Source organism: Streptomyces sp. 2A115 (assembly GCF_052245575.1).
Taxonomy (GTDB): Bacteria; Actinomycetota; Actinomycetes; order Streptomycetales; family Streptomycetaceae; genus Streptomyces.
Genome location: NZ_JBQQCG010000026.1, coordinates 25,192 through 48,806, shown reverse-complemented (window position 1 = coordinate 48,806; position 23,615 = coordinate 25,192). Strand labels below are relative to the sequence as shown.

The 23,615-nt window shown below is 69.9% G+C and carries 19 protein-coding genes and 1 pseudogene; 12 read left to right on the top strand and 8 right to left on the bottom strand.

The genetic code is table 11. The features are described from left to right. Window positions 1-428: 428 nt before the first annotated feature. Complete coding sequence (locus tag ACTWQR_RS23260; protein ID WP_443229065.1) at window positions 429-1,370, top strand: GNAT family N-acetyltransferase; 942 nt, start codon at window positions 429-431, stop codon at window positions 1,368-1,370. Window positions 1,371-1,381: 11 nt separating this feature from the next. On the opposite strand, the gene ACTWQR_RS23255 is transcribed toward ACTWQR_RS23260, so the two are convergent. After that, window positions 1,382-3,334, bottom strand: a complete 1,953-nt coding sequence (locus ACTWQR_RS23255; protein WP_443229064.1) for a LuxR C-terminal-related transcriptional regulator — start codon at window positions 3,332-3,334, stop codon at window positions 1,382-1,384. A gap of 249 nt (window positions 3,335-3,583) precedes the next feature. After that, a complete protein-coding gene (locus ACTWQR_RS23250) occupies window positions 3,584-4,045 on the bottom strand; it encodes a VOC family protein (RefSeq protein WP_443229063.1) in 462 nt (153 codons plus the stop codon). Between the two features lie 269 nt (window positions 4,046-4,314). Here ACTWQR_RS23250 and ACTWQR_RS23245 point away from each other — a divergent pair, with 269 nt between their 5' ends. The 8 genes and pseudogenes from ACTWQR_RS23245 (at window position 4,315) to ACTWQR_RS23210 (ending at window position 14,248) form a co-directional block, all read left to right on the top strand. Then, window positions 4,315-4,503 carry a hypothetical protein gene (locus ACTWQR_RS23245; protein WP_443229062.1) on the top strand — a complete coding sequence of 63 codons (189 nt, stop codon included), beginning with the start codon at window positions 4,315-4,317 and terminating at the stop codon, window positions 4,501-4,503. Between the two features lie 122 nt (window positions 4,504-4,625). Further along, complete coding sequence (locus tag ACTWQR_RS23240; protein WP_443229061.1) at window positions 4,626-5,033, top strand: NUDIX hydrolase; 408 nt, start codon at window positions 4,626-4,628, stop codon at window positions 5,031-5,033. A 20-nt stretch (window positions 5,034-5,053) separates the two neighbouring features. Next, the gene (locus ACTWQR_RS23235) at window positions 5,054-5,239 is read left to right on the top strand and encodes a DUF397 domain-containing protein (RefSeq protein WP_443229060.1); all 186 of its coding nucleotides are present in this window, start codon (window positions 5,054-5,056) and stop codon (window positions 5,237-5,239) included. 282 nt (window positions 5,240-5,521) lie between these two features. Continuing rightward, a complete protein-coding gene (locus ACTWQR_RS23230) occupies window positions 5,522-6,421 on the top strand; it encodes a hypothetical protein (RefSeq protein WP_443229059.1) in 900 nt (299 codons plus the stop codon). Between the two features lie 289 nt (window positions 6,422-6,710). Then, on the top strand, window positions 6,711-7,769 hold the full coding sequence (locus tag ACTWQR_RS23225; protein ID WP_443229058.1) for a VWA domain-containing protein: 1,059 nt from the start codon (window positions 6,711-6,713) through the stop codon (window positions 7,767-7,769). 31 nt (window positions 7,770-7,800) lie between these two features. After that, window positions 7,801-8,279: pseudogene (locus tag ACTWQR_RS23220) on the top strand (ATP-binding cassette domain-containing protein); the annotation flags it as partial. Window positions 8,280-9,034: 755 nt separating this feature from the next. Further along, window positions 9,035-13,114 (top strand): nSTAND1 domain-containing NTPase, encoded by a 4,080-nt coding sequence (locus ACTWQR_RS23215; protein WP_443229057.1) that lies wholly within the window; start codon window positions 9,035-9,037, stop codon window positions 13,112-13,114. Between the two features lie 375 nt (window positions 13,115-13,489). Then, the gene (locus ACTWQR_RS23210) at window positions 13,490-14,248 is read left to right on the top strand and encodes a glycosyltransferase family 2 protein (RefSeq protein ID WP_443229056.1); all 759 of its coding nucleotides are present in this window, start codon (window positions 13,490-13,492) and stop codon (window positions 14,246-14,248) included. A gap of 154 nt (window positions 14,249-14,402) precedes the next feature. On the opposite strand, the gene ACTWQR_RS23205 is transcribed toward ACTWQR_RS23210, so the two are convergent. From ACTWQR_RS23205 to ACTWQR_RS23195, 3 genes are all read right to left on the bottom strand, one after another. Continuing rightward, window positions 14,403-15,326 (bottom strand): FkbM family methyltransferase, encoded by a 924-nt coding sequence (locus tag ACTWQR_RS23205; protein WP_443229055.1) that lies wholly within the window; start codon window positions 15,324-15,326, stop codon window positions 14,403-14,405. Between the two features lie 90 nt (window positions 15,327-15,416). Further along, window positions 15,417-15,632, bottom strand: a complete 216-nt coding sequence (locus tag ACTWQR_RS23200; protein WP_443229054.1) for a ferredoxin — start codon at window positions 15,630-15,632, stop codon at window positions 15,417-15,419. A gap of 135 nt (window positions 15,633-15,767) precedes the next feature. Then, complete coding sequence (locus ACTWQR_RS23195) at window positions 15,768-16,985, bottom strand: amidohydrolase family protein (protein WP_443229118.1); 1,218 nt, start codon at window positions 16,983-16,985, stop codon at window positions 15,768-15,770. 201 nt (window positions 16,986-17,186) lie between these two features. Here ACTWQR_RS23195 and ACTWQR_RS23190 point away from each other — a divergent pair, with 201 nt between their 5' ends. After that, a complete protein-coding gene (locus ACTWQR_RS23190) occupies window positions 17,187-17,636 on the top strand; it encodes a DoxX family protein (RefSeq protein WP_443229053.1) in 450 nt (149 codons plus the stop codon). Between the two features lie 758 nt (window positions 17,637-18,394). Here ACTWQR_RS23190 and ACTWQR_RS23185 read toward each other — a convergent pair. Next, a complete protein-coding gene (locus tag ACTWQR_RS23185) occupies window positions 18,395-19,252 on the bottom strand; it encodes a TIGR03943 family putative permease subunit (protein ID WP_443229052.1) in 858 nt (285 codons plus the stop codon). Beyond that, window positions 19,249-20,271, bottom strand: coding sequence for a permease (locus tag ACTWQR_RS23180; protein ID WP_443229051.1), 1,023 nt, complete (start codon window positions 20,269-20,271; stop codon window positions 19,249-19,251). Before ACTWQR_RS23180 ends, ACTWQR_RS23185 begins: the two co-directional genes overlap by 4 nt. Window positions 20,272-20,661: 390 nt before the next feature. Between ACTWQR_RS23180 and ACTWQR_RS23175 the strand changes: the two genes are divergently transcribed. Next, a complete protein-coding gene (locus ACTWQR_RS23175; RefSeq protein ID WP_443229117.1) occupies window positions 20,662-22,671 on the top strand; it encodes an NAD-binding protein in 2,010 nt (669 codons plus the stop codon). 120 nt (window positions 22,672-22,791) lie between these two features. Beyond that, complete coding sequence (locus ACTWQR_RS23170; RefSeq protein ID WP_443229050.1) at window positions 22,792-23,115, top strand: DUF6191 domain-containing protein; 324 nt, start codon at window positions 22,792-22,794, stop codon at window positions 23,113-23,115. A 51-nt stretch (window positions 23,116-23,166) separates the two neighbouring features. Here ACTWQR_RS23170 and ACTWQR_RS23165 read toward each other — a convergent pair whose 3' ends face one another. Beyond that, complete coding sequence (locus ACTWQR_RS23165; protein WP_443229049.1) at window positions 23,167-23,550, bottom strand: nuclear transport factor 2 family protein; 384 nt, start codon at window positions 23,548-23,550, stop codon at window positions 23,167-23,169. Window positions 23,551-23,615: the final 65 nt, after the last annotated feature.

Sequence of the window (23,615 nt, the reverse complement as noted above, 5' to 3'; positions counted from 1 at the left end):
CCAAACGATCGATTGCGCCCTGTTCCGCCTCCCTGGCCCCGCCGGTTCGCATGTGCGCGGCGAAGGTGCGAACGCGCCTGCCCATGCCCGGTACGGCCGTGACTGGCCAGGTTAAGTCGGGACGACCGATGCCGGCCCCGTGTGGTCAGCCATAGCGTCGATGACGTCACCAGCGGTGGCAACGTCGGGCGGGGCTCCACCGGCAACAGCCACATCAGGGAGACTCCCGTCTTTTGCGGGATGGGGATGGGAGTTCGGCTCGGTCTCGCGCTGGTCGACGGCCTTGTTCAACCGCGACCCGCAGTAACCGCCGTCATAACGCGGGCCGCCTCCCGCGACTCGTTCCGGCCCTTGGGCGGGGCCCCCTGCTGAACCCGCCCAGAACTACGAGCCACCTGATCGAAGAGACACGACCTTCAGGAGAGCACATGCTGTTTCGTCCGACGACCGAGGCCGACCTCGATCGCATGCTCGCCGTCAAGGTCGACGAACCCGTCGGCTGGATTCCTGCCGACCGCTACCTCGACGAACTGGGCCAGGGCATGTACCGGCCGGAGTGGACCTGGGTCGCCGAGGACGGTGACCGGGTGGTGGGTCGGGCGCTGTGGTGGGGACCGCCGGCCTGCGATCACCCGCTCGCTCTGGACTGCCTGTACGTCGACGCCTCGGTCACCGATCGCGCGGCGGTCGGGGCCGAGCTGATCAGCGCCGGCCTGCGAGCCTTCGCCGAGCAGGGCGCGCGCAAACTGCCGCTCTACAACCTGACACTGGCGAACGGCTGGCGCGACGCCCCGGACATCGCGACCGCTGTGGCCTGGCGGCGTGGGGCCGCGCTGGCGGCCGGGCTGACCGACGAGGTGGAGCGGCTTCGCCTGGAGTGGACGCCCGACGTCGGCGTCCCGGGTTCCAGCGGCCGGCTCACCTTCGCCGAAGCCTCGGACGAGGAGTTCCTGCGGGTGTTCCGGCGGATCGCCGCGGGCAGCCTGGACGGTGAGACCCGTAGGAACCTGGCCGCCAAAGGCGCCGACGCCACCGCCCGGGACGAAATGGACTTCTACCTGGGCTGTCCCGGCGAGCGCGCGTGGTGGCGGCTGGCTCACACCCTCGACGGGGAGGTCGCCGGGCTGGCGATCCCGTCGGCGACTCCGTACAACCGCAACGTCGGCTACCTGGGTGTCGTCCCGGAGTTCCGCGGCCGGGGGTACGTCGACGACGTGCTCGCCGAGATCACCCGGGTGCAGGCGGCTGCGGGCGCCGAACTGATCACGGCTACCACGGACATGGGTAATGCGCCCATGGCCGCGGCCTTCGCCCGGGCCGGCTACCGGACCGCGGAGATCCGGATGGTCTATTCGGCGCCCGCCTCATGAGGCCGCCCGCCTCATGAGGCGAGGAGCGAGGCGAGTTCGGTGCGGGAGCTGATGCCGAGCTTGGGGAAGGCACGGTAGAGGTGGTGGCCGACGGTACGGGGACTCAGGAACAGGTGCGTGGCGATCTCCCGGTTGGTCGCGCCGGTCGCGGCCAGCCGTACGACCTCGCGTTCCTGTGGGCTCAGCCGGCTGATCCGTCCGTCGGCAGCACCGGCCAGGTCATGGGTCTCGCCCGCGGCCTGCAGTTCCGCCCGGGCCCGGTCGGCCCAGGGCTCGGCGCCCAGCTTGTCGAAGACCTCCATCGCCTCGCGGAGGTGGTCGCGGGCGTCGAGGTTGCGCCGCAGGCGGCGCAGCCATTCCCCGTAGAGCAGCTCGGTGCGGGCCCGCTCGAAGTCGCCGCCGTCCTCGTGGAGTCGCAGAGCCGCCGAGAAGTGTTGCTCGGCCTCCGCGTCCGGACCGATCAGTGCCGCGCAGCGGCGGGCCAGGGCGGCGAGGGCCGGTTGCCGCGCGGCGGCCGCCCATTGCCCGAGCAGCCGCGCGGGCTCCGTCGCCCGCTCCGGATGGCCGGCGCGTACCGCGGCCTCGACCAGGTCGGGTACGAGGAAGTGAGCCAGCAGCGGATGGCCCGCCTCCCGCCCGGCCGATTCCAGGTGCTCCAGCGCCGCCCCGGCTCGCCCGAGGCCGAGTTCGAGGAGACCGAGCGCCCACAGAGCATCCGCCGTACCCCGCCCGACACCGCGCGGGCGCGTGTACTCCAGGGCTTCCTCCGCCAGGGAGCGGGTCTGCTCCTCCCGTCCTTGGACGGCGGCCAGGACCGCCTGAACGGCACGCAGGTGGGCGGCGCGGTGGGCCAGCTGGTAGTAGTCGGCCAGCCGGAGTCCCTCGGCGGCGTGCGCATACGCCTGCTCATGCCGGCCGAGCGCCAGTTCCACCTTGGCCAACAGGTGCAGCGTGGTGGGCAGCCATCCGCCGATGCCTTGGTCACGGCAGTGGACGACCGACGCGTCGGCGATCTCGAGCGCGTGCGCGTAGTCGGCGACCAGATGGCAGTAGATACCGGCCATCAGCCGGTCCACTAGTCCGCAGTCGGAACGGCGGCCGACCCGTAGGAGATCAGGCAGCAACGCCAGCGCGCCTGCCACATCCCCGACATCCCCGGTGAACAAGCGGGCGGGCATGGCCAATACCGGCAGGTCCGGGCCGTGGTCGGCGATCTCGGCGATGAGATCGGCGTCGCCCGAGGAGAAGGCCGCGTGGATCGCCTCGGTCAGGAGGGAGGCAAGCTTGTCGGGGCGACTGGGTCCGATCCGGTCGGCGCATTCGACCAGGATGCGACCGGCGGTGGCCGGGCTGCCGTATCCCAGCTCGACGACAGCCCGCACGCGGGCGAGGTTCGCCGCCGTCCCCGGATCCGCGACGGGGAGTGGTACCTGGTCGGCCAGGGCGCCGCACCGCTCGTCCTGACCGGCTTCGCCGGCCTTCTGAGCCGCGCTGATGAGCCGGCGCGTCCGCCTGTCCGGATCCGCCGTGAGTTGCGCGGCACGCTCGTACGCGGCGGACGCGGAGGCCACCGCCTGACGGCTGTCGGCCCACTCGGCGACGGATTCCAGCTCGTCGGCGACCTGTTCGTCCGGGCCTGTCGATGCGGCGGCCAGATGCCACGCGCGCCGGTGTGCATGCCGACTGGCGTCCAGCACCGCCGCCAGCGCTTGGTGCGCGGCGATGCGCCTGGCGAGCGGGGCTCCCAGGTAGGCGGCGTATCGGACCAGCGGGTGCCGGAAGCGCAGCAGCTGCCCGGACAGGGCGACCAGGCCGGCGCGTTCGGCGGGTTCGAGGTCCTCGATCGACGCGCCGAAGCGGTGGGCGGCCGCCGCCAGCACCAGGGTGAGATCACGGGTGTCGTCCGCGGCGGCCACCACCAGTACCGACTGGGTGGCTTCGGGGAGACGGCGGATCTGCTCCACGAGAGCGTCCTGCAACCGACTCGGCAGCGGTGAAGCCTCCGGCAGTGCCAGCGGGCTCAACTGCCCGGCGGGGCGAGTTCAACGACCCTCCTCCTGGGCGCCGCCGAGTTCACGCAGCACATGCACATGCGAGGGGATCGATGGCCTCCACACCGAAGACATCACGGCCATTCATACCAGGCGACTGCAGCCGCGACCCAGAGTCGAGGTCACCATCGGCCGGGGCGTGGGCGCGAGCCATGTCGACGCTCAGCTGTCGACGTGGGAGCCGGTGCGCAGTTGCTCGGCCAGTCCGACGATGATGCCCTCCGGGCCGCGGAGGTAGCAGAGCAGATAGCTGTCCTCGAACCGGGCGATCTCGCCGACGAGTTCGGCGCCGTGAGGGCGCAGGCGGGCAACGGTGTCCTCGAGGTCGTCGACGGCGAACATGACGCGGTGCGTGCCCAGAATGTTGTGCGGCCGGTTGCGCGGCCCGGCGCTGATCACCGCGGGGGTGCGGTACTTCGCCAGCTCGAGCCGGCTGTGACCGTCCGGGGTCCGGACCATCGCGATGTCACAGTGGACGCCGTCGAGTCCGGTGCACTGGTCGGCGACGGGGCCCTCGACCTCCGCCCTGCCCTCCAGCTCCATACCGAGTTCCACGAAGAACGCGACGGCGGCGTCCAGGTCCTCTACGACGATGCCGACGTTGTCCATCCGCTGAATCGCCATGCTGGTTTCTCCTTCTTTCTCGTACGGCCGGTGGTGGCCGCTGATGTCCCTGGGACGGAGCCGGTGGCACGTTCTCGACATCCGCAGACCGCCGAACTCCAAAAAAATCTGGATCGCGCCTCAGGTGAGGTTCATCCGGATGTACCAACCCACCGCCGGCGCAGTTGGAAAGCATGTGGGCCGGAGGCTGCAGAAACCTTCTCGCCGGCGCACACCGGCGTCCGTATGGTCGTGCGGGAAGAGCGGGAAGGCAGGGGGGTGGTGGACGGGTGAGTAGGAGGCGCTACGTCGCAAGGGGCGTGCCGGGTGGTTACAGGATCTGGGACAACCGAGGGCGTCGATGGTGGGGTGATCTCTACGAGCTCTGCCCTGACGATCTTTTGACCGAGCTGAACGGGCAGGCCGACGGCCAGCGGATCACTTCGCTCATGAAGCGGTACAGAGCGGTGAAGCGGTGAGTGCCGCCGACGCCGCCGCCGGAGACTGCACCACAAGCGCACCAGATCTAGCGGGGAACAGCGGGGAATCACGGTGAAACGGTGCTGACGCAGACCATGCCCCTCCGATACGGTCCCGAGCCATGGCGAACGGCAACGGCGTGCCGGAGAAGGTGGCGTGGATCCTGGTGCGGGACGACCGGGTGTTGGTGACGCGTAGTCACGGCAGAGATCGCTTCTACTTCCCGGGCGGTCATCGTGAGCCGGGCGAGTCCGACGGCGAGACCCTGGTGCGGGAGATCGACGAGGAACTGCAGGCGGCGATCGACCCCGGTTCCATGGTGCACTTCGGCACTTTCGAGATCGGCGAGGGTCATCCGGATCACGCCCCCTTCCGGATGATCTGTTACACCGCCGATCACCGCGGTGAGCTGACCCCGTCGAGGGAGATCGCCGAGAAGGCGTGGTTCCGCTACGCCGATCGGGACCGAGTCTCGGCCGTCGACGAGATGGTCTTCGACGCGCTTCACGAGGCCGGGCGGCTTTCCTGATCCGTGAACGCTGTACTGCGGTGGAGTACAGGAGCAGCTACAGCAATCAGGCGGGGGGCGACTGCGTGGAGGTGGCCGACCGGTTCCGAGGAACCGTCGTCCCCGTCCGTGACAGCAAGGTCCCGCACGGTCCGGCGCTGTGCTTCGAAACCGCCACCTGGGCCGCCTTCATGGGCGAGTTGAAGGCCGGGCACCACCGTCCCTGAGGCGGCCGGGCCCCGGCCGCCGGCCGTCTTCCGGGCTCACCGGACCCTTGTCCGCGAGGGTCCGGCGGGCCACTGACCTCCCCAAAGAACCGGGGGAAAGAACTACCCGCCCACTCACCCTCCCCGGTCGCGAAGCCCACGTCACCCGTCCGAGTGACCGGCTTGCAGGCACGGGATTCGGGCGGTTACGTTCGCCGCGACAACCGCAAACAGATACGGCCCCCGGCCGGGACGGCAATCCCGAACGAGGGCCTGACCGATCAGGAAGCAGAGACCTTCCCGATGGCTGAACCGCAGTCTAACGCGCGCCTGCGCGCCGACGCCGGAGCTCCGACCTCCGGCGTGATCCACGTACGCACCCGCCTCACGGCCGACTTCACCGTGATCTCCAACGCCCTCGCACAGCGACGCGGCAGCGCGGTCACGGTCGGCGTCGCGACGTACATCCTCTCCCTGCCGGACGGCTCCCCCGTGAGCATCGCCGCGCTGTGCGAGCACTTCACCGAGGGAGAAATCCTGGTCTCGCGGGCACTCAGGGAACTCGAAGAGGCCGGGTACCTGGAGCGCCGCCGCGAGCGACTGTCCACCGGGCAGATCCGCACCCGGACGTACTTCTACGACATTCCCGGCGGCGATCCGGACTTGAATCCGGATCCGGACGGGCCTCCCGAGCCGCCCAAGCCCCGCCGCCCCCGGAAGCCGCCCGCCGCCGCCGCGGCGGCGGTCACGCCCGCGTCCGCGGCCATGGAGGAAACGGTGGCCGCGCCCGTGCGGGCCGAGGCGGAGACACCGATCCCGCTCGCCGACGCCGACCCGCAGGCCCTCGCCGTACTCGCCGCCCTGCGCCGGGTCGACCCCCGCCTCTTCCTGTCCGCGCAGGAAGCCGCCCGCCTCGCCCCGGCCGTCACCCGGTGGCTCGCGGCAGGCCTCCTGCCCACGCAGGTCACGGACCACCTCACCGCAGGACTCCCGGACAACCTCCTGGTCCGCCCGGCCCGCATCCTCGCCTACCGGCTCAAGGAGACACCCCTGCCCGCACCGGTCAGAAGTGCGGAACCCGCAGTACGTCCGGCGGTCCTGCCCATGCGGAACTGCGACGGTTGCGACCGGGGGTTCCGCGCGGCGGAACCCGGCCTCTGCCGGGACTGCCGATCCGGGAACCGTCTCCGTGCGGCCGGCTGAGTTGGTGGCTGGGTAGGTCGTCAACCCACAGGTGGAAGTCTTGATCGCTACCGCAGCGACTCCTACCGACTCGCCCACACCCAATCCGCCCAGCACCGCGAGGACCGCGAGGACCACGAGGACCGCACGACGGTCCGCTACCGGCGAGCGCCATGGACGATCGCCGGGCGTCCCTGGATGCCGGACACAGCGCTGGACGCAGGCATGTGATTGAGCGTCAAAGGCCGTTGTCAGTGCCTCCCCATAAAGTGAAGACATCACTCGGGGACCTCGGAGGGGGAACACAGACGTGTCCGCAAACAAGATCCAGCACAAGGTGAATCACGTCGCGCTGGTAGTGGACTGTTCGGGTTCGATGCGTCCGCACCAGAGTCAACTCATTCGAGTTGTGGACGAGTTCGTGGCGGGGTTGAAGGCCGAGTCCGACAGCCTCGGCCATGAGACACGGATCAGCCTCTACTCCTTCGACCACAGGGTGGAGAACCTGGTCTGGGACATGGACGTGAAGCACCTGCCGTCCATGCGGGGGCTGTACCAGGTCAACAATGGTGCTACGGCGCTCATCGAGGCTTCTCTGAAGTCCCTGGATGACCTGGGCCATATCTGGGAGGAATACGGCGAGCACAGCTTCCTCCAGATCGTCGTGACGGACGGCGAGGAGAACGCCTCCGGGGGCGACAGGCGGCACGACGGCGACATGGCCATCCTTGGCCCCTGGCTCGACAAGATCGCGGCGAAGATGGGCGGGCTTCCGGGCCACTGGACTTCCGCGATCCTCGTTCCGAACTCGCTGGCCAAGCGCACCGCCCAGAACTACGGTTTTCCGGCCGGGAACATCGCCATCTGGGATGCGGACTCCCAGAAGGGCGTCGAGGAGGCGATCGGCACCGTGCGCGCTGCCGCCACCAGCTTCCTCCGCGGGCGGGAGCAGGGGGTGCGCGGCACGAAGAACCTGTTCGCCGTCGGTCAGGACATATCGGTTGACGAGGTGCGGGCGAACCTCGAACCGATTCCGGCTGACAAGTACCGGATCCTGAAAGTCGACAAGGAGGTCGAGATTCGCTCCTTCGTCGACTCGCATCCGGGCGTGACGTACGAACGTGGTTCCTGTTACTACCAATTGGGCGCCCGGGCTCAGGTTCAGCAGAACAAGGAAGTCATCGTGGTCGAGAAGGACACCGACCGCGCCTATACGGGGGACGCGGCGCGCAGCCTTTTGTTCGGTACGGATGTCCAGGGAACCGTCTCCGTGAAGGCGGGGAACAACCCCAAGTTGGAGGTCTACGTACAGAGTCGTTCGGTGAATAGGAAGCTCAAGCCGAAGACGCGTCTGCTCATCATGCTCTGAAATCCAGGAGCGAAGAGCGGGGTGATCCGGGAGCAGCCTTCTCCAGCTGCTGGCGGGGGAACTGACGCCTGACGCCGGTATCGTGCGCCGACCGCGCCGGGTTGGATTCCTACGTCAGCAAAGCGCGCCGGACGACGCCCTCGATGCCCGAACGCTGCTCGCGGCATTCGCAGCCGACAGGGTGGGACGGCCCGACGAGCACGCCGACGCACTCCTTGTGCTCGGCCTGTTCCGTGCCGCCGATCTCGCTGTTCCCGTACGGAACCTGTCCGCCGGGCAGCGCCGGAAGCTCGAACTGGCCCGGCTCGTGACGGCCGGCCCACTCGATCTGCTACTGCTCGACGAGCCGACGAACAACTTGGCCCCGCTCTGGTGGAGGAGATCGAGGCAGCCCTGGCCCGCTACACCGGCACGCTGGTCGTGGTGACGCACGACCGGCTCCTGCGGGAACGCTTCGACGGGCCCCGCCTGGAACTACCCATGGCCGCCGAGAAGACGCGCCACAACTGACGGCCTTGAGCCGCCCGACCGTGGCGGCGCTCACCGCGGCGGCGCTCACCGCGGCGGCGCTCACCGAGGTGGCGCGGCCGCGCGAAATGGCCGCACAAGGGCGGGACGTACGCGACCTGCCAGGAGTTCGCCGACACGGGAGGGACCCTGGCGACGAGCGGATTCATCCCGCCCGACGGCTCTCTCCCTCGTCTGCCGGCATCGGCAGGGCCGGGCCCCTGCTGGCATCGGCAGAGCCGGGCCGCCCACGCCGATCGGCATGGCGATCACCAGTCCCGCAGGAGTTCCCGCGCGGTGGGTGGCTAGTGGATCCGGAAAGTGGCACCCACCGTTCGGTACCGGTCCCTCCCCTCGTGGGGACCGGTGCCGAACGGCGGGTGCGGCGTCGTTCCGCGCGGTAAGGGCGCGGAACAAGGAGAGGTCGGACCCGTTATCAACGCGCTGGCGGTCCGGATGGATGGGGCAGGCTCTACGGAGCTCTCAGGCTCGTGCGAGGAGACCGTCGTCGGCGGCTCGTAACTCCGACGGAAACTCCAACGGAAATCGGCCGAGAACATACGTCATGAGTTGTCTCTCCGAGCGCTGAGCTGGTGGCCTGTCTGGGCGACGCCCGGTTGATGCGCTACTGCGTCGTGATCCTGCCAGCTGCGGCTCAGTCCGAGGATGTTCCGGTGTCGGGTCAATGACTTCCTCGCAGGTCAGCCGTATAAAGTGAGTTTTCCGGTCCGGATGACCAAGTGCGAGGGAAGTAAGGGGTGGAGACCTTGAGTTCCGACTCGGGGCCACGCACGGCCTTCGCGGAACGTCTCGCGCTGCTGTACAAGGAAGCCGGCAACCCTCCCCTCAAGCGCGTGGCCGAGGCGGTCATCCGGCTTCAGCGGGTCGACGAACGCGGACGGCCCGTACGGGTTTCCCCGCAGCGGATCAGCGACTGGCGGCGGGCCAAGAACGTACCTGCCCAGTTCGCCGTCCTCGCGGCGGTGCTGCACATCCTGATCCCCGAAGCACGGCGCTTGCGGCCCGCGCCGGTGTCCACGGGTCTGTACGACCTGGCCCAGTGGCAGCGCCTGTGGGGGCACGCGGTGGCCGACCCGGTCGGCGACCGCCCCGCGACACCGGCGACATCCGCGACATCCGCGGAGGAGGACGAGCGCTCTCCGGGCGAGGCCCCGACCGTCCCCGGGGGTGTGTGCCCATACCTGGGCCTGTCTTCGTACCGCCAGCAGGACGCCCGGTGGTTCTTCGGCCGGGAGCGGAGCACGGACGCCCTCGTCGCTCAGCTCAGCGCGGCGGAGAAGAGGGGCGGCCTGGTCATGCTCGTGGGCGCCTCAGGGGCGGGCAAGTCCTCCCTGCTGAACGCCGGCCTGGTGTCCGCGGTACGGAACGGCGCGCTGGGCGACGAGAACAGCCGGGCGAGGGAGGTGCTCCAGCTCGTACCGGGAGCCGATCCCCTGGTGGAGCTGACCCGCCGGATCCCCGAGCTCGCACCCGTCGTCTCCGCCGCGCGGGAACCTGCCGCGCGGGAACCTGCGGCGCGGGGACCGGCGGCCAAGGAGCCCGGTCCTCCGTACATCGCGGCGCACTTCGCTCACGCGGTGCGGGAGACCGTCACGGCATGGGCGGGGCGCGAGACCTCCTCCCCCGCCCCTCCCGTGGTCATCGTGGACCAGTTCGAGGAGGCGTTCACCCTCTGCGCCGACGAGGCGGACCGGCGCACTTTCATCCAGCTCCTCCACGCCGCGTGCACGCCCGCCGGCCCGGGTGACCTGCCCCCCATGCTCGTGGTCCTCGGCATACGCGCCGACTTCTACGAGCAGTGCCTCGGCTATCCCGAACTGGCCGACGCGCTACAGCACCGGCACATGGTGCTCGGGCCGCTGACCACCACGGAACTGCGCGAAGCGGTGACCGGCCCGGCCAAGGCCGTGGGCCTCGAACTCGAACCGGGCCTCTCGGAGCTGATCGTCCGGGAAGTGAGCGCCGACGGCCCCCGCGGGGCGCACGACGCCGGAGTGCTGCCCCTCCTCTCCCACGCCCTGCTCGCCACCTGGCAGCGACGCAAGGCGGGCAGGCTGACACTGGCCGGCTACCGCGCGGCGGGCGGAATCCAGGGAGCGGTGGCGGCGACCGCCGAGCGGGCCTGGTCCAACCTCGACCCGGCGGCACGCACCGCCGCGAGACTGCTCCTCCTCAGGCTGGTCCGGCTGGGCGAGGACACCCAGGCCACCCGTAGGCGAGGGACGCGGCGCCAGCTGGCGGAGGAGTCGACGGATGCCGGCAAGACGGAGGAGTCCCTCGAAGCACTGGTTCGCGCCCGCTTGGTGACACTGGACGCGGAGACCGTGGAGATCACCCATGAAGCGCTGCTCCACGCCTGGCCGCGCCTGCGCGGGTGGATCGAGGAGGACCGGAACGAGAACCTGTTGCGTCAGCGGCTGGAGGAGGACGGCAGGGCCTGGGAGGGCTCGAACCGCGACACCTCACTGCTCTACCGGGGTTCCCGTCTGGAACAGGCCCGCAGCTGGGCGAAGTCCGCCGGGAACACCTTCCTGACCCGGAGCGCGGTGGAGTTCCTGGCCGCTTCGGTCAGGCTGCGCAGGCGCATGCTCTGGATCAGCCGCGGCGCGGTGTCGGCTCTCGTCGTCCTGACGATCGTGGCTGTCGGTTCGGCGGTCGTCGCGTGGCAGCAGCGGGACGACGCGGTGTTCGAGCAGGTGGTCGCCGAAGCCGATCGCTTCCAGTACACGGATCCGTCGCTGTCCGCTCAACTGGACCTGGTGGCACATCGCTTGCGGCCGGGCGACGAGGCTACGAACAGCCGGCTGATCTCGATCGTGAACGCACCGCTGGCCACGCCGCTTCTCGGCCATACCGGCGCCGTCTATCTCACCTCGTTCAGCCCGAACGGGCGGATCCTGGCCACCGCCAGCTACGACCGGACCGTTCGACTGTGGGACGTACGCGATCCCGCTCGCCCCAAACAGCTGGGCAAGCCCCTCACCGGCCACGAGAGTTGGGTGAGCAGCGCGGTCTTCAGCCCGGACGGCCGCACCCTCGCCAGCGCTTCGGACGACGGCACGATCCGACTGTGGGACGTACGGGATCCCGGCCACCCGCGCCCGCTCGGTGAGCCCCTGACCGGCCATGACGGCACGATCTACCTGCTCACCTTCAGCCCGGACGGCCGCACCCTCGCCTCCGCCGGTGAAGATCGCACCGTTCGCCTGTGGAACGTGGCCGACCCACTCCGGCCGACGGCGCTCGAGGCGCTGACCGGCCACACCGCCGCCGTGCGCTCAGTGGCGTTCAGCCCAGACGGACGGATGCTGGCGGCCGGTGGCGACGATGACACGATCAGACTGTGGGACACGGCCGATCCGCGTCGCCCGAAGCCGATCGACCGGGTGCTGACCGGCCACACGGACCTGGTGCACTCCGTGGCCTTCAGCCCCGACGGCCGCACCCTCGCCAGCGGCAGCTCGGACGACACCATCCGGCTCTGGGACGTGGCCGACCCACGCCGTGCCGCCCAACTCGGCGCGCCGCTCACCGGCCACACCGGTGCCATCTGGTCGGTGGCCTTCAACCCCGCCGGAACCACGCTCGCCGCGGCCAGCGCGGACAGCACGGCCAGCCTGTGGAACGTCAGCGACCCGGCCTACCCGTCGCAGGTCGGCGAGCCCCTCGCGGGAAGCAGCGGCGAGATGTATGCCCTGGGCTTCAGCCCCGACGGCCGGACCCTCGCCACCGGGAGCGGAGACAGCAAGGTCCGCCTGTGGTCGATACCGACGTCGGACATGATCGGCCGCATCGGAGCGTTCCGCCCGGACGGGCGGGTGCTCGCCACGGCCGCGCGTGACGGACGGATCCGGCTGTGGAACGTGGCGACGCCCAACCGGCCCAGGTCGCTGGGCGAACCGTTCAAGCCCGGGCAGGGGGATGAGGTGCGTTCGCTCGCGTTCTCCCCCGACGGCCACAAACTCGCCGTACTGACGGGAAGCTGGGCGGTGCAGCTGTGGAACGTCACCGACCCGACCCGACCCGTCCCCTACGGGCAGCCCGTCGCCCTGCGGACACGGTTCGCGGGCCCCGACACGCTGGCGTTCAGCTCGGACGGGCGCACGCTGGCGACCGCCTACGACGACCGCACCATTCAGTTGTGGGACGTCAGCGACCCGACCCGCCTTGTTCCGCTCGGCACACCGCTCACCGGCCACAAGGGCTACGTCAACTCCCTCGTGTTCAGCCCGGACGGCCGCACTCTCGCCAGCGGCAGCGCGGACGGCACCATCCGGCTGTGGAACGTGACCGACCCACGGAAGGCCGCCCAGCTCGGCGCGGCTCTCACGGGGCACCGCGGACCCGTCAACGCGCTCGCCTACAGTCCGGACGGCCATACGTTGGCCAGCGGCAGCGACGACGACACGGTCCGGCTCTGGAACGTCACCGAACCCCTCGACGCGACCCGGCTGGGCTCCCCGCTCACCGGCCACACCGAAGCGGTCGTGTCGCTGACGTTCAACCGGGACGGCCGCACCCTGGCGAGCGGCGGCAACGACAACACGGTCCGGCTCTGGGACGTCATTCTCCCGTCCAAGGCCGCTCCCATCGGACAATCGATGAGTCCCAACGCCAAGACAGGCAATTTCTTGTCGTTCAGCCCGAAAAGCCACATGCTCGGAGTGTCGAGCGGCACCGATACCGTCCGGCTGTGGGACCTGGACGTCGACGAGGCCATTCGTCGCATTTGTGCGACCACGCGGGGCGTTCTGACACCCGAAAAATGGCACGAGTATCTGCCGCGCCTCTCGTACGAGCCTCCGTGCGATCAGTAGCGGGGTCCGCATCGGAGTGCCATAACGGAGTCCTATTCGGCCTGGCCGAGTCCCGTTACGGAGTTCCATAACGGAGTTCCGTAACGAAGTCCACACTGTGATCCCGGTCACAACTTCTCGTCGCGGCTGAGCAGTCGGGTCCCACCGTGCGAGCAGCCTTGTTAGGGTTGGCCACAGCCCGATCGCTGGTGCATCCCCCGTCGCCAGCGGTCGGGCGCTTCCATGTCCCGCGGTATCCAATTGCGAGGGGCTTTTCGATACGGCGGGGCAGGTGGCCCCGCCGTAGGGCAGCGAACGCCAAAGGCGCCGTCCTCTGCCCGGTGACCGCACCGAGCCGCTCTTCACCACTCCCCTGGAAAGGTGGTGAGTGCCGTCGTGAGCCGGCGCGTCATCATCGTCACCGCCGTCCACGGGCCCTCGGCCCGCTTCTTGCCGGAGGCCTACAAGTCGCTGCGCGAGCAGAGACTCCCGGACGGCTGGGAATGGCATTGGGTGATCCAGGAGGACGGACAGACGGACTGCGTCGCCCCGTACGTCCCCGACGACGAACGTGTGACCTTCCGGCAAGGCCGGCCGGGCGGTCCCGGTGTAGCCCGAACCTTCGCGCTCGCCCACGCCGACGGCCCATACGTGAAGGTGCTGGACGCCGACGACCAGCTCGCCCCGGGCACGCTCGCGCGCGACCTGGCCGTGCTCGAAGACGACCCCACCATCGGGTGGGCGACCTCGCGAGTCCTGGACTTCATGCCCGACGGCTCCACCGTCGGCTTCCCGGGGGACCCCGCTGACGGCCCGATCGAGCGCGGGGCAGTGCTCGAGTACTGGACCGCGCATGGTTTCCGCGCCCAGGTCCACCCGGCGACGCTCTTCGTGCGCCGCGACCTCCTGCTCTCCCTCGGCGGCTGGATGGCGCTCCCGGCCTCGGAGGACACCGGTCTCCTCCTCGCGCTGAACTCGGTCAGCCGCGGGTGGTTCTCCCAAGAAGTAGGGCTCCTCTACCGCAAGTGGGAGGGGCAGGCGACGGGCCAGGCGGCGCACATCGACACCGCCGAACGCGATGCGCGAATGGCTGTGGTGGAGGCGAGGACGCGGGCGCTGGCGTCCTTCCGGTGGCGCTACCCGGGCACGGATTGATCGTTGACCGGAACCTCGCGGCCGAGCGTGCCGGGGGCCGGGGCGGCTGGGTGCCCGGGTGCCCGGGTGCCCGGGTGCCCGGGTGTCAGTCTCACGGGTGGGACGGGCATCGCGGCAGTTCGCCGGCGAGTTGGCTGACCAGCAGGGGCAACCCTCAGGCCAGTACCTCGGCGTCGATCCTGGAGAAGACCAGATCGCTCTCGCCGAGGACCGGTCCACGCCAGCGCACCGGAGCGACGAGCGCACCACGCAAGGCCGGTGGGTAGCTCTGGGGCGCGTAGTCGTTGGCGAGCCGGTATGCGTGGTACCCGTGATCACGCATCGTCCGCAGCAACTCGTCGGCGGAGTCGCCGAGTCGAGCCATGCGATCGGGAGTGACCTCCACGGTGATCTCCGCGTCCGGCCGCAGCTTGTCGAGCATGGGGGCCAGTCCTCGGATGACGCCCCCCTCCGCTCCCTCGACATCTATCTTGATCACCCGAGCGTTGGCGATCTCGTCCGGCTCCAGCAGCTCCGGCAGCGGGCACGCCTCCATCTCGAAGGTGGACTCTGCCGGTCCCTCGTACGGGACGATGCTGTTCGCGCCCATGTTGCGGGAGCTGGCGAGGACGAAGGTCAGCGTCTTGCGGCTGTCGGAGACGGCGGCGTTCACCGCGCGGATGTTGTCGCACCCGTTGAGCCGCTGATGCCGCAGCACCCCGCGATGGAACACGGGAGACGCCTCGATGGACACCACACGTCCCGTGCTCCCGACGAGCCGGGACCCGAGAACGCTCACGTAGCCGATGTTCGCACCGACATCAACGAAGACGTCACCGGGCTTCAGCCGGCTCTGGAGCCATCGCGTCATGTGCGGCTCCCACACCCCGAAGAGGTAGATGTACCGCTGGATCAGGTCCTGCGTATCGACGGCGAACCGAGCGCCGAAGAGGGACTCGACGACTCGCCGCCGAGGGTGTTCCCGCAGGTGAGAATTGAGGTACCGGGCAGCCAGGAGCGTCTTCCCGTACGAACCCGGCGCGTCCCGAACATACCGGCGTCCGAGCGTGACCAGGGCCTCTGACATGGCATTGCGCATCCGATCCACCTCTCCGCCGGGTCAAGAGACCGTAACCCGTGGCGCGGAGCCATGAGATGCCGATGATCGCGGATGTCCAGCGGATGTCCTCTACTCGGTGACGTGCTCCGTCACGTGCTCGGTGATGGTGATGGCTTGGGACGGGCACTTCTCGGCCGCTTCACGGATCAGTGGGTCGTCGCCCGTATCCTCGCGGCCCGGCAGCACCGCGCCGTACCCCGGATCCACGAAAGTGAAGACGGAGGGGACCCGGTGGGCGCACTCGGCGGAGCCGTAGCAGAGGTCGCGGTCGATGGAGACCTTCATATGCACTCCAGTCACATGAGAGCCGTCCCCCCGGAGCGGAGCGGGTCGGCAAGCCGATCGGGACCTGGCGGCCTTCGTGACTTGAGTGCCCGCCGGACGATCCGCTGAATCGGCCACGCCCGTCAGCGTTGCTGGTCAGTCCGAGTTTCCCTGGTCGAAGGAGAGCCCCAGCATCCGGATGGCGTTCCCCCGCAGCAGCTTGTACGTCACGTCGTCGGAGAGACCGGCCACATGCTCCGCCGCCACCTGCTTGGTGTCCGGCCACGTCGAGTCGACGTGCGGGTAGTCGGTCTCGAACGTCGCGTTGTTCACGCCCACGGTCTCGATGGCCTCGATGCCGTGCCTGTCGCGGAAGAAGCAGCAGAAGATCTGCCGGTAGTAGTACGACGACGGCGGCTCCGGGATCAGATCGCGCACGCCGCCCCACGCCCGGTGCTCCTCCCAGACGTCGTCGGCGCGCTCCAGGGCATACGGGATCCACCCCATCTGCCCCTCGCTGTACGCCAGCTTGAGTCGCGGGAACTTCACCAGGACCCCGGAGAAGAGGAAGTCCATCATCGACGCCATGGCGTTGTTGAAGCTCAGCGCGGCCTGAACGGCGGGCGGCGCGTCCGGCGACGCCGCCGGCATCTGCGAGGACGACCCGATGTGCATGTTGACCACGGTCCCGGTCTCCTCGCACGCCGCGAAGAACGGATCCCAGTAGCCCGAGTGGATCGACGGAAGCCCCAGGTACGTCGGAATCTCACTGAAGGTCACCGCCCGTACACCCCTGGCCGCGTTGCGCTTGATCTCCGCGACCGCGAGGTCGATGTCCCAGAGGGGGATCAGACACAGGGGGATCAGCCGCCCACCGCTGTCGCCGCACCACTCCTCGACCATCCAGTCGTTGTAGGCGCGGACGCACGCGAGCGCGACCTCCTTGTCCTTGGCCTCCGCGAAGGTCTGCCCGCAGAACCGCGGGAACGTCGGGAAGCAGAGCGACGCCTCCACATGGTTGAGATCCATGTCCTCCAGGCGGGCCTTGGGGTCCCAGCAGCCGCGCCGCATCTGCTCGCGCGTGATGCCGTCGAGCGTCATCTCGTCGCGGGAGAAGCCGACGGCCGCGATGATGCGCTTGTACGGGAAGATCTCGCCCTCGTACCTCCACCAGTCGGTGACCTGGCCGTTCGGGTCCGTGGTGAACCGGTACTTCCCTCCGATGTACTGAAGGTCGCCGATACCGGCGGTGAAGGGCTGCGGCCCCAGGTCGCGGTACTTGTTCGGAAGCCACGTCTCGAAGAGGTGCGCGGGCTCGATCACGTGATCGTCCACGCTGATGACCTTGGGCAGATCCCTGGTGACGCTCTCCATGCTGGCCACGCCTTACCCCCTACTGCTGCCTGCCGATACTCCGACTCTTATCTGACGACCCATCAGATTTCAGGCTAGGGGACCGACCTCCCGACAGCAAGAGCGAAGAACAACACCTCAACCTCTTGCGCTCTCAACCGGTCTCCGCTGAACTGACGATCCGTCAGGTTCGTGGTCGGAGGGGAATCAGGGGAATCAGGGATGCAGACGATCTGGCTCAGCGGTGCCGAGTGGTTCGCGGTTCTCCGGATCGGCCTGGGCCTGTGGTGGCTGGAGAGCTGGCGCCACAAGGACAAGAAGGAGTGGTTCACCGGAGGCGGCATCGCGTGGGCGGGAGGCATCGCGGCGAAGCACCGATGGCCCGTCGTACGCCTCGGCTTCGACCGCGTGGTGAGCCCGCGTCCTCGCCTCATGGCGTACGTCGTCGCCTACGCGGAACTGGCCCTCGGCCTCGGCCTCATCGTCGGCTTCCTCACGCCGATCGCCCTCGTCGGCGGACTCTTGCTGAACCTGATCTACCTCGTGCTGATGATCCACGACTGGGCCGAGCAGGGGCAGAACCTGATGATGGCTCTGATCTCGCTGGTCACACTGTTCGCCATGGGCTGGCAGTCGTGGTCGCTCGACACGGCGTTGGGGCTCTTCGTCTGAGCGGCCTTGGTTGAGTTCGGTGCGGTACCGCGCCCCGTAAGGGGCGCGTGGAGCTGCGCGACCAGCCCCCACCGGCCCGCGCACGCGGCGGAGCCGCACATCGACACAGCCTCACCGTTCTTCCGGCGGAGCGCTTGGCACCGCCCGAGCGGCGGCAGTACGCGGGCACGCCCTGGGCAGACAGCACCAGGTCACAACCGCTCCGGTCCCGGCGCCACATTCTCTACAGGCGGGAATCAAGAATTCGAACCGAACGATCTCCACGCTCGTGACCATCGCGGTATCGCTCGGCGCGCCGATGGTGTCGCGGTGAAAGCACGGATCGCCGCGCCGCCGCGAGCGCGGGCCCGGTGGTCACATTCGTACGCGGACGTACCTCCACTCCGTGCGGCGGCGATCCCGACGGACCGCCCGAACCGCCTCGGCCACGTAAGCGCCACGGCCGAGGCACACGACTCCGTTCACCGGCTCCCTGGGTCCGAACGGTGCAGGTGAGTCGTGGCCACCGGACAACCCGTGATCCACACCCGACGGTCGAAGCTCTACCGGGCCGCCGAGAGCTTCCCGGTCGCCCCGACGACCGCCCCGCTCGCCCCTGCTCGTCGCCGCGTCGGTCGCGGCACTCGCGGGGCTCGCCTTCCCCCGCGCAGCGAGCCGCCCCGCGCTCCGCGCCACGGCCGCATCCGGCGACACCGGAGGACTCGATGCCCGGAGGCTCAACGCCAGAACGCTCAGAAGCTCAAGGGGTTCGCTGACGTTCAGCCGTTCCAGCTCTCGTCGTACGTGTCCCGCGGGGCCTTGACCGGTACGACTCGGGTGACGTCGAGGAACGGGATGATGCCGTCGTTCACCGGGTCCTTCGTCTGTTTCGTGGTGTACGTGCCGGTGACTTCGAGCCAGGCGTCGGGTTGCAGGACAGGTGGAATCCGGCCGGTCAGACCGATCTTGACGGGCTGCGCGTCGGCGGCGCAGCAGCTGAGGGCCATGCGGACCAGATACGGGGTGCCGTCGCGATCGAGGGCCAGGAAGCCGGTGACTTTGATGTCGCGGTCGCGGAGGGAGCGGCCGTCGTCGTACGCGGCGCGGCCGGCGTAGTCGACGAGGCTGAGCCGGACGGGGTCGCCGGCGGGGAGGTCGGCGAAGCCCCAGGGCTGTTCCTGCAGGGCCGTGCCGGTGCGCATGGCGCTGTACGAGCCGAGCGCGGGCGGGGCCACCAGGATGAGGGCGAGGAGGGGGAGGACGAGGAGCCAGGAGATGCGGGGTTCGCGGTGGGCGTGGGTGTGGGTGCGCGCGTGCCCTTCTTGGCGCTCGGGCTCATGCTCCTCGGGGCCACCCGCCTCAAGCCCGTTCGCCTCACCATCCCCCTCAAGCTCGTTCCTCTGGTCCTTCCCCTCAAGTTCTCTCCCCTGGCCCTTCCCCTCGGACGTCTGCGACCCCGCCCCCCGGCGTTCGTACCAGATCGTCGCGACAGCCGTGGCGATCAGCACGACGCCGGCCGCCAGCAGCAACGGGCGCAGGCCGGCCTTGACGTAACGCAGATAGAGATCGGTGAGCCCGGTGTGCAGGATCGCCCCGCCGGTGAGGAACAGGACGGCCGCCTGGGCCTGGCGGTTCACAGCAGCACCTCCCCGACCAGGACCGACATGAGGACGGCCAGGACGAAGGTGGCCGGGGCGAAGCGCAGGGCGAAGTCGCGGCCGAACGTGGCGGTCTGCATGGCGAAGAGTTTCAGGTCGATCATCGGGCCGACCACGAGGAAGGTCAGTCGGGCCGTGAGCGAGAACTGGGACAGGGACGCGGCCACGAACGCGTCGGCCTCGGAGCAGATCGACAGCAGCACCGCGAGGATCGCCAGGGCGAGGACCGACACCACGGGGTTGTCGGCCGCTGTGCCCAGCCACTCCGCCGGGACCACGGCCTTGAGCGTGGCCGCGGCCATCGCGCCCACGACGAGGAACCCGCCCGCGTGCATCACGTCGTGCCGTACGGATCCCCAGAACGCCGCCCCCCTTCCGAGTCCGTCGGACGACGGGCGGGCCGGTGGGCGCAACCAGTCCGCACGGCCCAGCCGTTGCCACAGCCAGCCCATCGCGCAGGCCACCAACAGGCTTGCCACGAACCGGGCCAGGACCATCTGCGGCTTGCCGGGGAACGCCACGGCGGTGGCGGTCAGCACGATCGGGTTGATCGCCGGGGCGGACAGCAGGAACGCCAGCGCCGCCGCGGGCGTCACGCCCCGGCGCACCAGCGCCCCGGCCACCGGCACGGAGGCGCACTCGCAGCCCGGCAGCACGGCCCCGGCCATCCCGGCGACCGGCACGGCCAGCGCGGGCCGCCCCGGCAGCGCGCGGGCGAAGAACGACGGCGGGACGAACACCGCGATGACCGCCGACAGCAGCACGCCGAGTACGAGAAAGGGCAGGGCCTGCACGATCACCGCGACGAACACGGTCATCCAGCTCTGCATCACCGGCGTGGACAACGCCCCGCGGATCGGCCCCTGCAGTACCAACGCCACGAGCAGCAACATGGTCAGGACGAGCGGCGAGTTGAACTGCCAGCCCTGCGGTTCCGGCTCCGGTTCGTCCGCGTCCCGGCGGCCGGCCCGTGGCGGGGCCGCGTTGGTGGTCGTCACGTCAGGCACCTCCGGTGGTCCGGCGAGGAAGAGCTTCGTAGGCGGGGCTTCGTGGGCCGGTCCTCGTGGGCCGGTCCTCGTAGGCCGGTCCTCGTAGGCCGGTCCTCGTAGGCCGGTCCTCGTAGGCCGGTCCTCGTAGGCCGGTCATGGCGGGCGGGTCTTCATGGGTGGCCCCTCCACCTTCAGTACGCCGGTTCGGGCCCAGCTTCTCATCCTGCTGGCTGTCGGCAGGGGCGAGGCTGTGGACAGCGACAAGTACGAGGAGGGCGCACGACGGTATCGGGCCGGCGCTCGACAGGCCGGAGTGCAACCACTCGTGCCAGTGAGGCACTCTTTGCTGTTGTGGCGACCCTTCCGAATCAGACCGGGCCGGACGACCGTGCCGCGCACATGGTGGTGTGCGGGGACGATGCCCTCGCGCACCGGCTGGCGGCCGAACTGCGTGGGGTTTACGGGGAGCAGGTGACGCTGGTCGTGCCGTCCGCCGAGCGGACCGCAGGACCGCCGGTCGTCGGCCGGGCCCGAGCCTCGGCCCTGCTCGACCGGGTGTCGGCGGCGGTGACCCGCGCGGCGGGCAACGGCAGTAGCAGCGCGAGCGGTGGCGGTAGTGGCGGCAACAGCAACGGCGCGGATTCCTCGTCCCCTCGGACTGCCGCCGCCTCGTCGAGCGGGGCCGCCACCTCTGAAGGCCCGCGCCCGGAGCGGGTGTTGGAGGCCGCCGTAATCACCGAGGCCGTGCTCGCCGAGGCCGGTGTCGAACGGGCCGCCGCGCTGGCGCTCGTGCATGACGACGACGAGACGAACATCCGCGCCGCGTTGATGGCACGCCGCCTCAACCCCCGCCTGCGCCTGGTCATCCGGCTCTACAACCGCCGCCTCGGCCAGCACATCGAGGCCCTGCTGGACCAGGCTTCCGCCCTGGCCATGGCGGGCGTCGAGGATCCGGGCGGCTCCCTCGGCGCGGGTCTCATCGACGCCTCCACCACCGTCCTCTCCGACGCGGACACCGCCGCGCCCGCGCTCGCGGCGACCGCGGTGGCGGGGACCAGCAAGGTCGTGCAGACCGACGGGCTGATGCTGCGGGCCGTGGAACGGCAGCCGCCGGGGCCCGGGCAGGTCGCCGACCCGGGTCTGTGCACCCTGGCCCTGCTCTCGTCCACCACCAACGACCCGGCCGGCGCGGACGGTTCGGAGAGCAGCGGCGAGAACGGGCCCCGGCTCCTCCCCGACGAACATTCCGTGGCCGCCGCGACCGGCCGCGGCACGATCGTCCTGGAAGCGGTGTCCTACTCCGGTCCCCCGCTCCCCACGAGCCGCAGCGTCCTGCCCTTCGGCACGCTGTTCTCCCGCCGGCTCCGCTGGTCCTTCGCGGGCCTGGTGGCCTGTGTGGTCGGACTAGCGGTCGCGTCCATGGTGACAACGGGCGACCACCCGCTGCACGCCACCTACCTGACCGTCCTCGACCTCTTCGCCATCAACGAACCCGCGCTCGACGCACCCCGCGACCGCCAGATCCTCCAACTCTTCTCCAGTCTCATCGGGTTGCTGCTGCTTCCCGTGCTCCTCGCCGCCGTCCTGGAGGCCCTCGGTACGTTCCGCAGCGGGTCCGCGCTGCGGAAGCCGCCCCGTGGGCTCTCCGGTCATGTCGTGCTCCTCGGTCTCGGCAAGATCGGTACGCGCGTCCTCGCGCGCCTTCGCGAACTCCAGATCCCCGTGGTGTGCGTCGAGGCCGATCCCGAGGCACGCGGGATGGCGACCGCGCGCCGACTGCGCGTGCCCGTCATCCTCGGCGACGTGACCCAGGAAGGTGTCCTGGAAGCCGCCAAGATCCACCGGGCAAACGCCCTGCTCGCCCTGACCAGCGCGGACACCACCAACCTCGAAGCCTCCCTGTACGCCAGGTCGGTGCGCCCCGACCTGCGTGTCGTCCTGCGCCTGTACGACGACGACTTCGCCACCGCCGTCTACCGCACCCTGCGCGCCACCCACCCGCACGCGCTCACCCGCAGCCGCAGCGTCTCGCACCTGGCCGCGCCCGCCTTCGCCGGCGCGATGATGGGCCGCCAGATCCTGGGCGCGATCCCGGTCGAACGCCGGGTCCTGCTCTTCGCGGCCCTGGACGTCGCCGGGCATCCGTTGCTGGAGGGCCGCACGGTCGACGAGGCGTTCCGCGCGGGGGCGTGGCGGGTCCTGGCCCTGGACACCGCCTCCCCCCGGGACCGCCTGCCCGATCTCGCGACCGCCCCCGCTCCGGACGCCCCCGACCGCCCGTCGGGCCTGGTGTGGGACCTGCCGCCCACCTATGTCCTCGGCGCCGAGGACCGCGTGGTGCTCGCGGCCACCCGCCGAGGGCTCGCCGAGCTGCTGGGTCGGCGGCCCCGGGAACGTACGGGCGCGTAGTCGTCCCGTACGGGGCCGTAGTAGTCGCGACGGGCACGCCGCGGTCCGGCGCAGCCGATCGTGGACGATTGCCCGGGCGAGGGACTGTCCCGGCGGAACCGCCGCCTCGACAATGGCCCCATGGAATTCGCCGTACTCGCCACCCTTCCCGGGCTCGTCATCCTGCTCACGGTCCTGGCCTTCGTCGATCAACTGCTGTTGCGGGCGGGCCGTGCCGGGGTACTGCCCTGGCGGAACGGGGCGCGGATCGGGCAGGTGTCGGCCACCGGCTTCGAGCAGCTGCACGGCGCACTGTCGCCGGGCAAGCAGAACGAACTCAAGGAGCGGGAGTCGGCCCTCGTGCTGCGGGACGACGAGGAGGACGGGGCGCCCCCGCACCGGACACGGGTCGACCTGGACAACGGGGTCGCGGTGATACGGCTGGGCCCGCCCACCCCTCGGTGACGCCCCTCGGTACCCCCTCGGTACCCCCTCGGTACCCCCTTGGTAACGCCCTCAGTAACGCTCCACCAAGTGCTCCCGCCCCGCCGGAGGTTCGTACGGCTCTGGCCAAAAGTCCGTGATCGCCAGGACGCGGCCCCGGTCGTCGCCCGTGAAGAACGAGATGCCGTACATCTCCTCCAGGCCCACCGTGAAGTGGACCCAGGTGACGACCTGCCCGGGCTCGGCGACTATGCGCTCGATCCGCAGGTGCCAGTCGCCCGGATACTCCCGGTTGAACTGCACGTACCTCTCCCGCCCGCGGATGCGCTCGCGCGTCTGGGGCAGGGTGTAGAGGAAGTCCTCCGAGAGGGTGTCCGCGAAGGCCGCCCAGTCACGAGCCTCGGCCGCGGCCCAGTGGCTTTCAACTGTCTTGCGCAGATCGGTCGATGAGGTCATACCGCGATAGTGCACCCGGCCACTGACAATCGGATCTGACCTGCGCGGATCCGATTTCGTTCGGG

Bases quoted from the DNA above. Each gene is read 5' to 3' on its own strand.
- ACTWQR_RS23260 (WP_443229065.1), top strand. From the start codon at position 429: ATGCTGTTTCGTCCGACGACCGAGGCCGACCTCGATCGCATGCTCGCC.
- ACTWQR_RS23250 (WP_443229063.1), bottom strand. From the start codon at position 4,045: ATGGCGATTCAGCGGATGGACAACGTCGGCATCGTCGTAGAGGACCTG.
- ACTWQR_RS23240 (WP_443229061.1), top strand. From the start codon at position 4,626: ATGGCGAACGGCAACGGCGTGCCGGAGAAGGTGGCGTGGATCCTGGTG.
- ACTWQR_RS23230 (WP_443229059.1), top strand. From the start codon at position 5,522: ATGGCTGAACCGCAGTCTAACGCGCGCCTGCGCGCCGACGCCGGAGCT.
- ACTWQR_RS23205 (WP_443229055.1), bottom strand. From the start codon at position 15,326: ATGCGCAATGCCATGTCAGAGGCCCTGGTCACGCTCGGACGCCGGTAT.
- ACTWQR_RS23200 (WP_443229054.1), bottom strand. From the start codon at position 15,632: ATGAAGGTCTCCATCGACCGCGACCTCTGCTACGGCTCCGCCGAGTGC.
- ACTWQR_RS23195 (WP_443229118.1), bottom strand. From the start codon at position 16,985: ATGGAGAGCGTCACCAGGGATCTGCCCAAGGTCATCAGCGTGGACGAT.
- ACTWQR_RS23190 (WP_443229053.1), top strand. From the start codon at position 17,187: ATGCAGACGATCTGGCTCAGCGGTGCCGAGTGGTTCGCGGTTCTCCGG.
- ACTWQR_RS23175 (WP_443229117.1), top strand. From the start codon at position 20,662: ATGGTGGTGTGCGGGGACGATGCCCTCGCGCACCGGCTGGCGGCCGAA.
- ACTWQR_RS23170 (WP_443229050.1), top strand. From the start codon at position 22,792: ATGGAATTCGCCGTACTCGCCACCCTTCCCGGGCTCGTCATCCTGCTC.
- ACTWQR_RS23165 (WP_443229049.1), bottom strand. From the start codon at position 23,550: ATGACCTCATCGACCGATCTGCGCAAGACAGTTGAAAGCCACTGGGCC.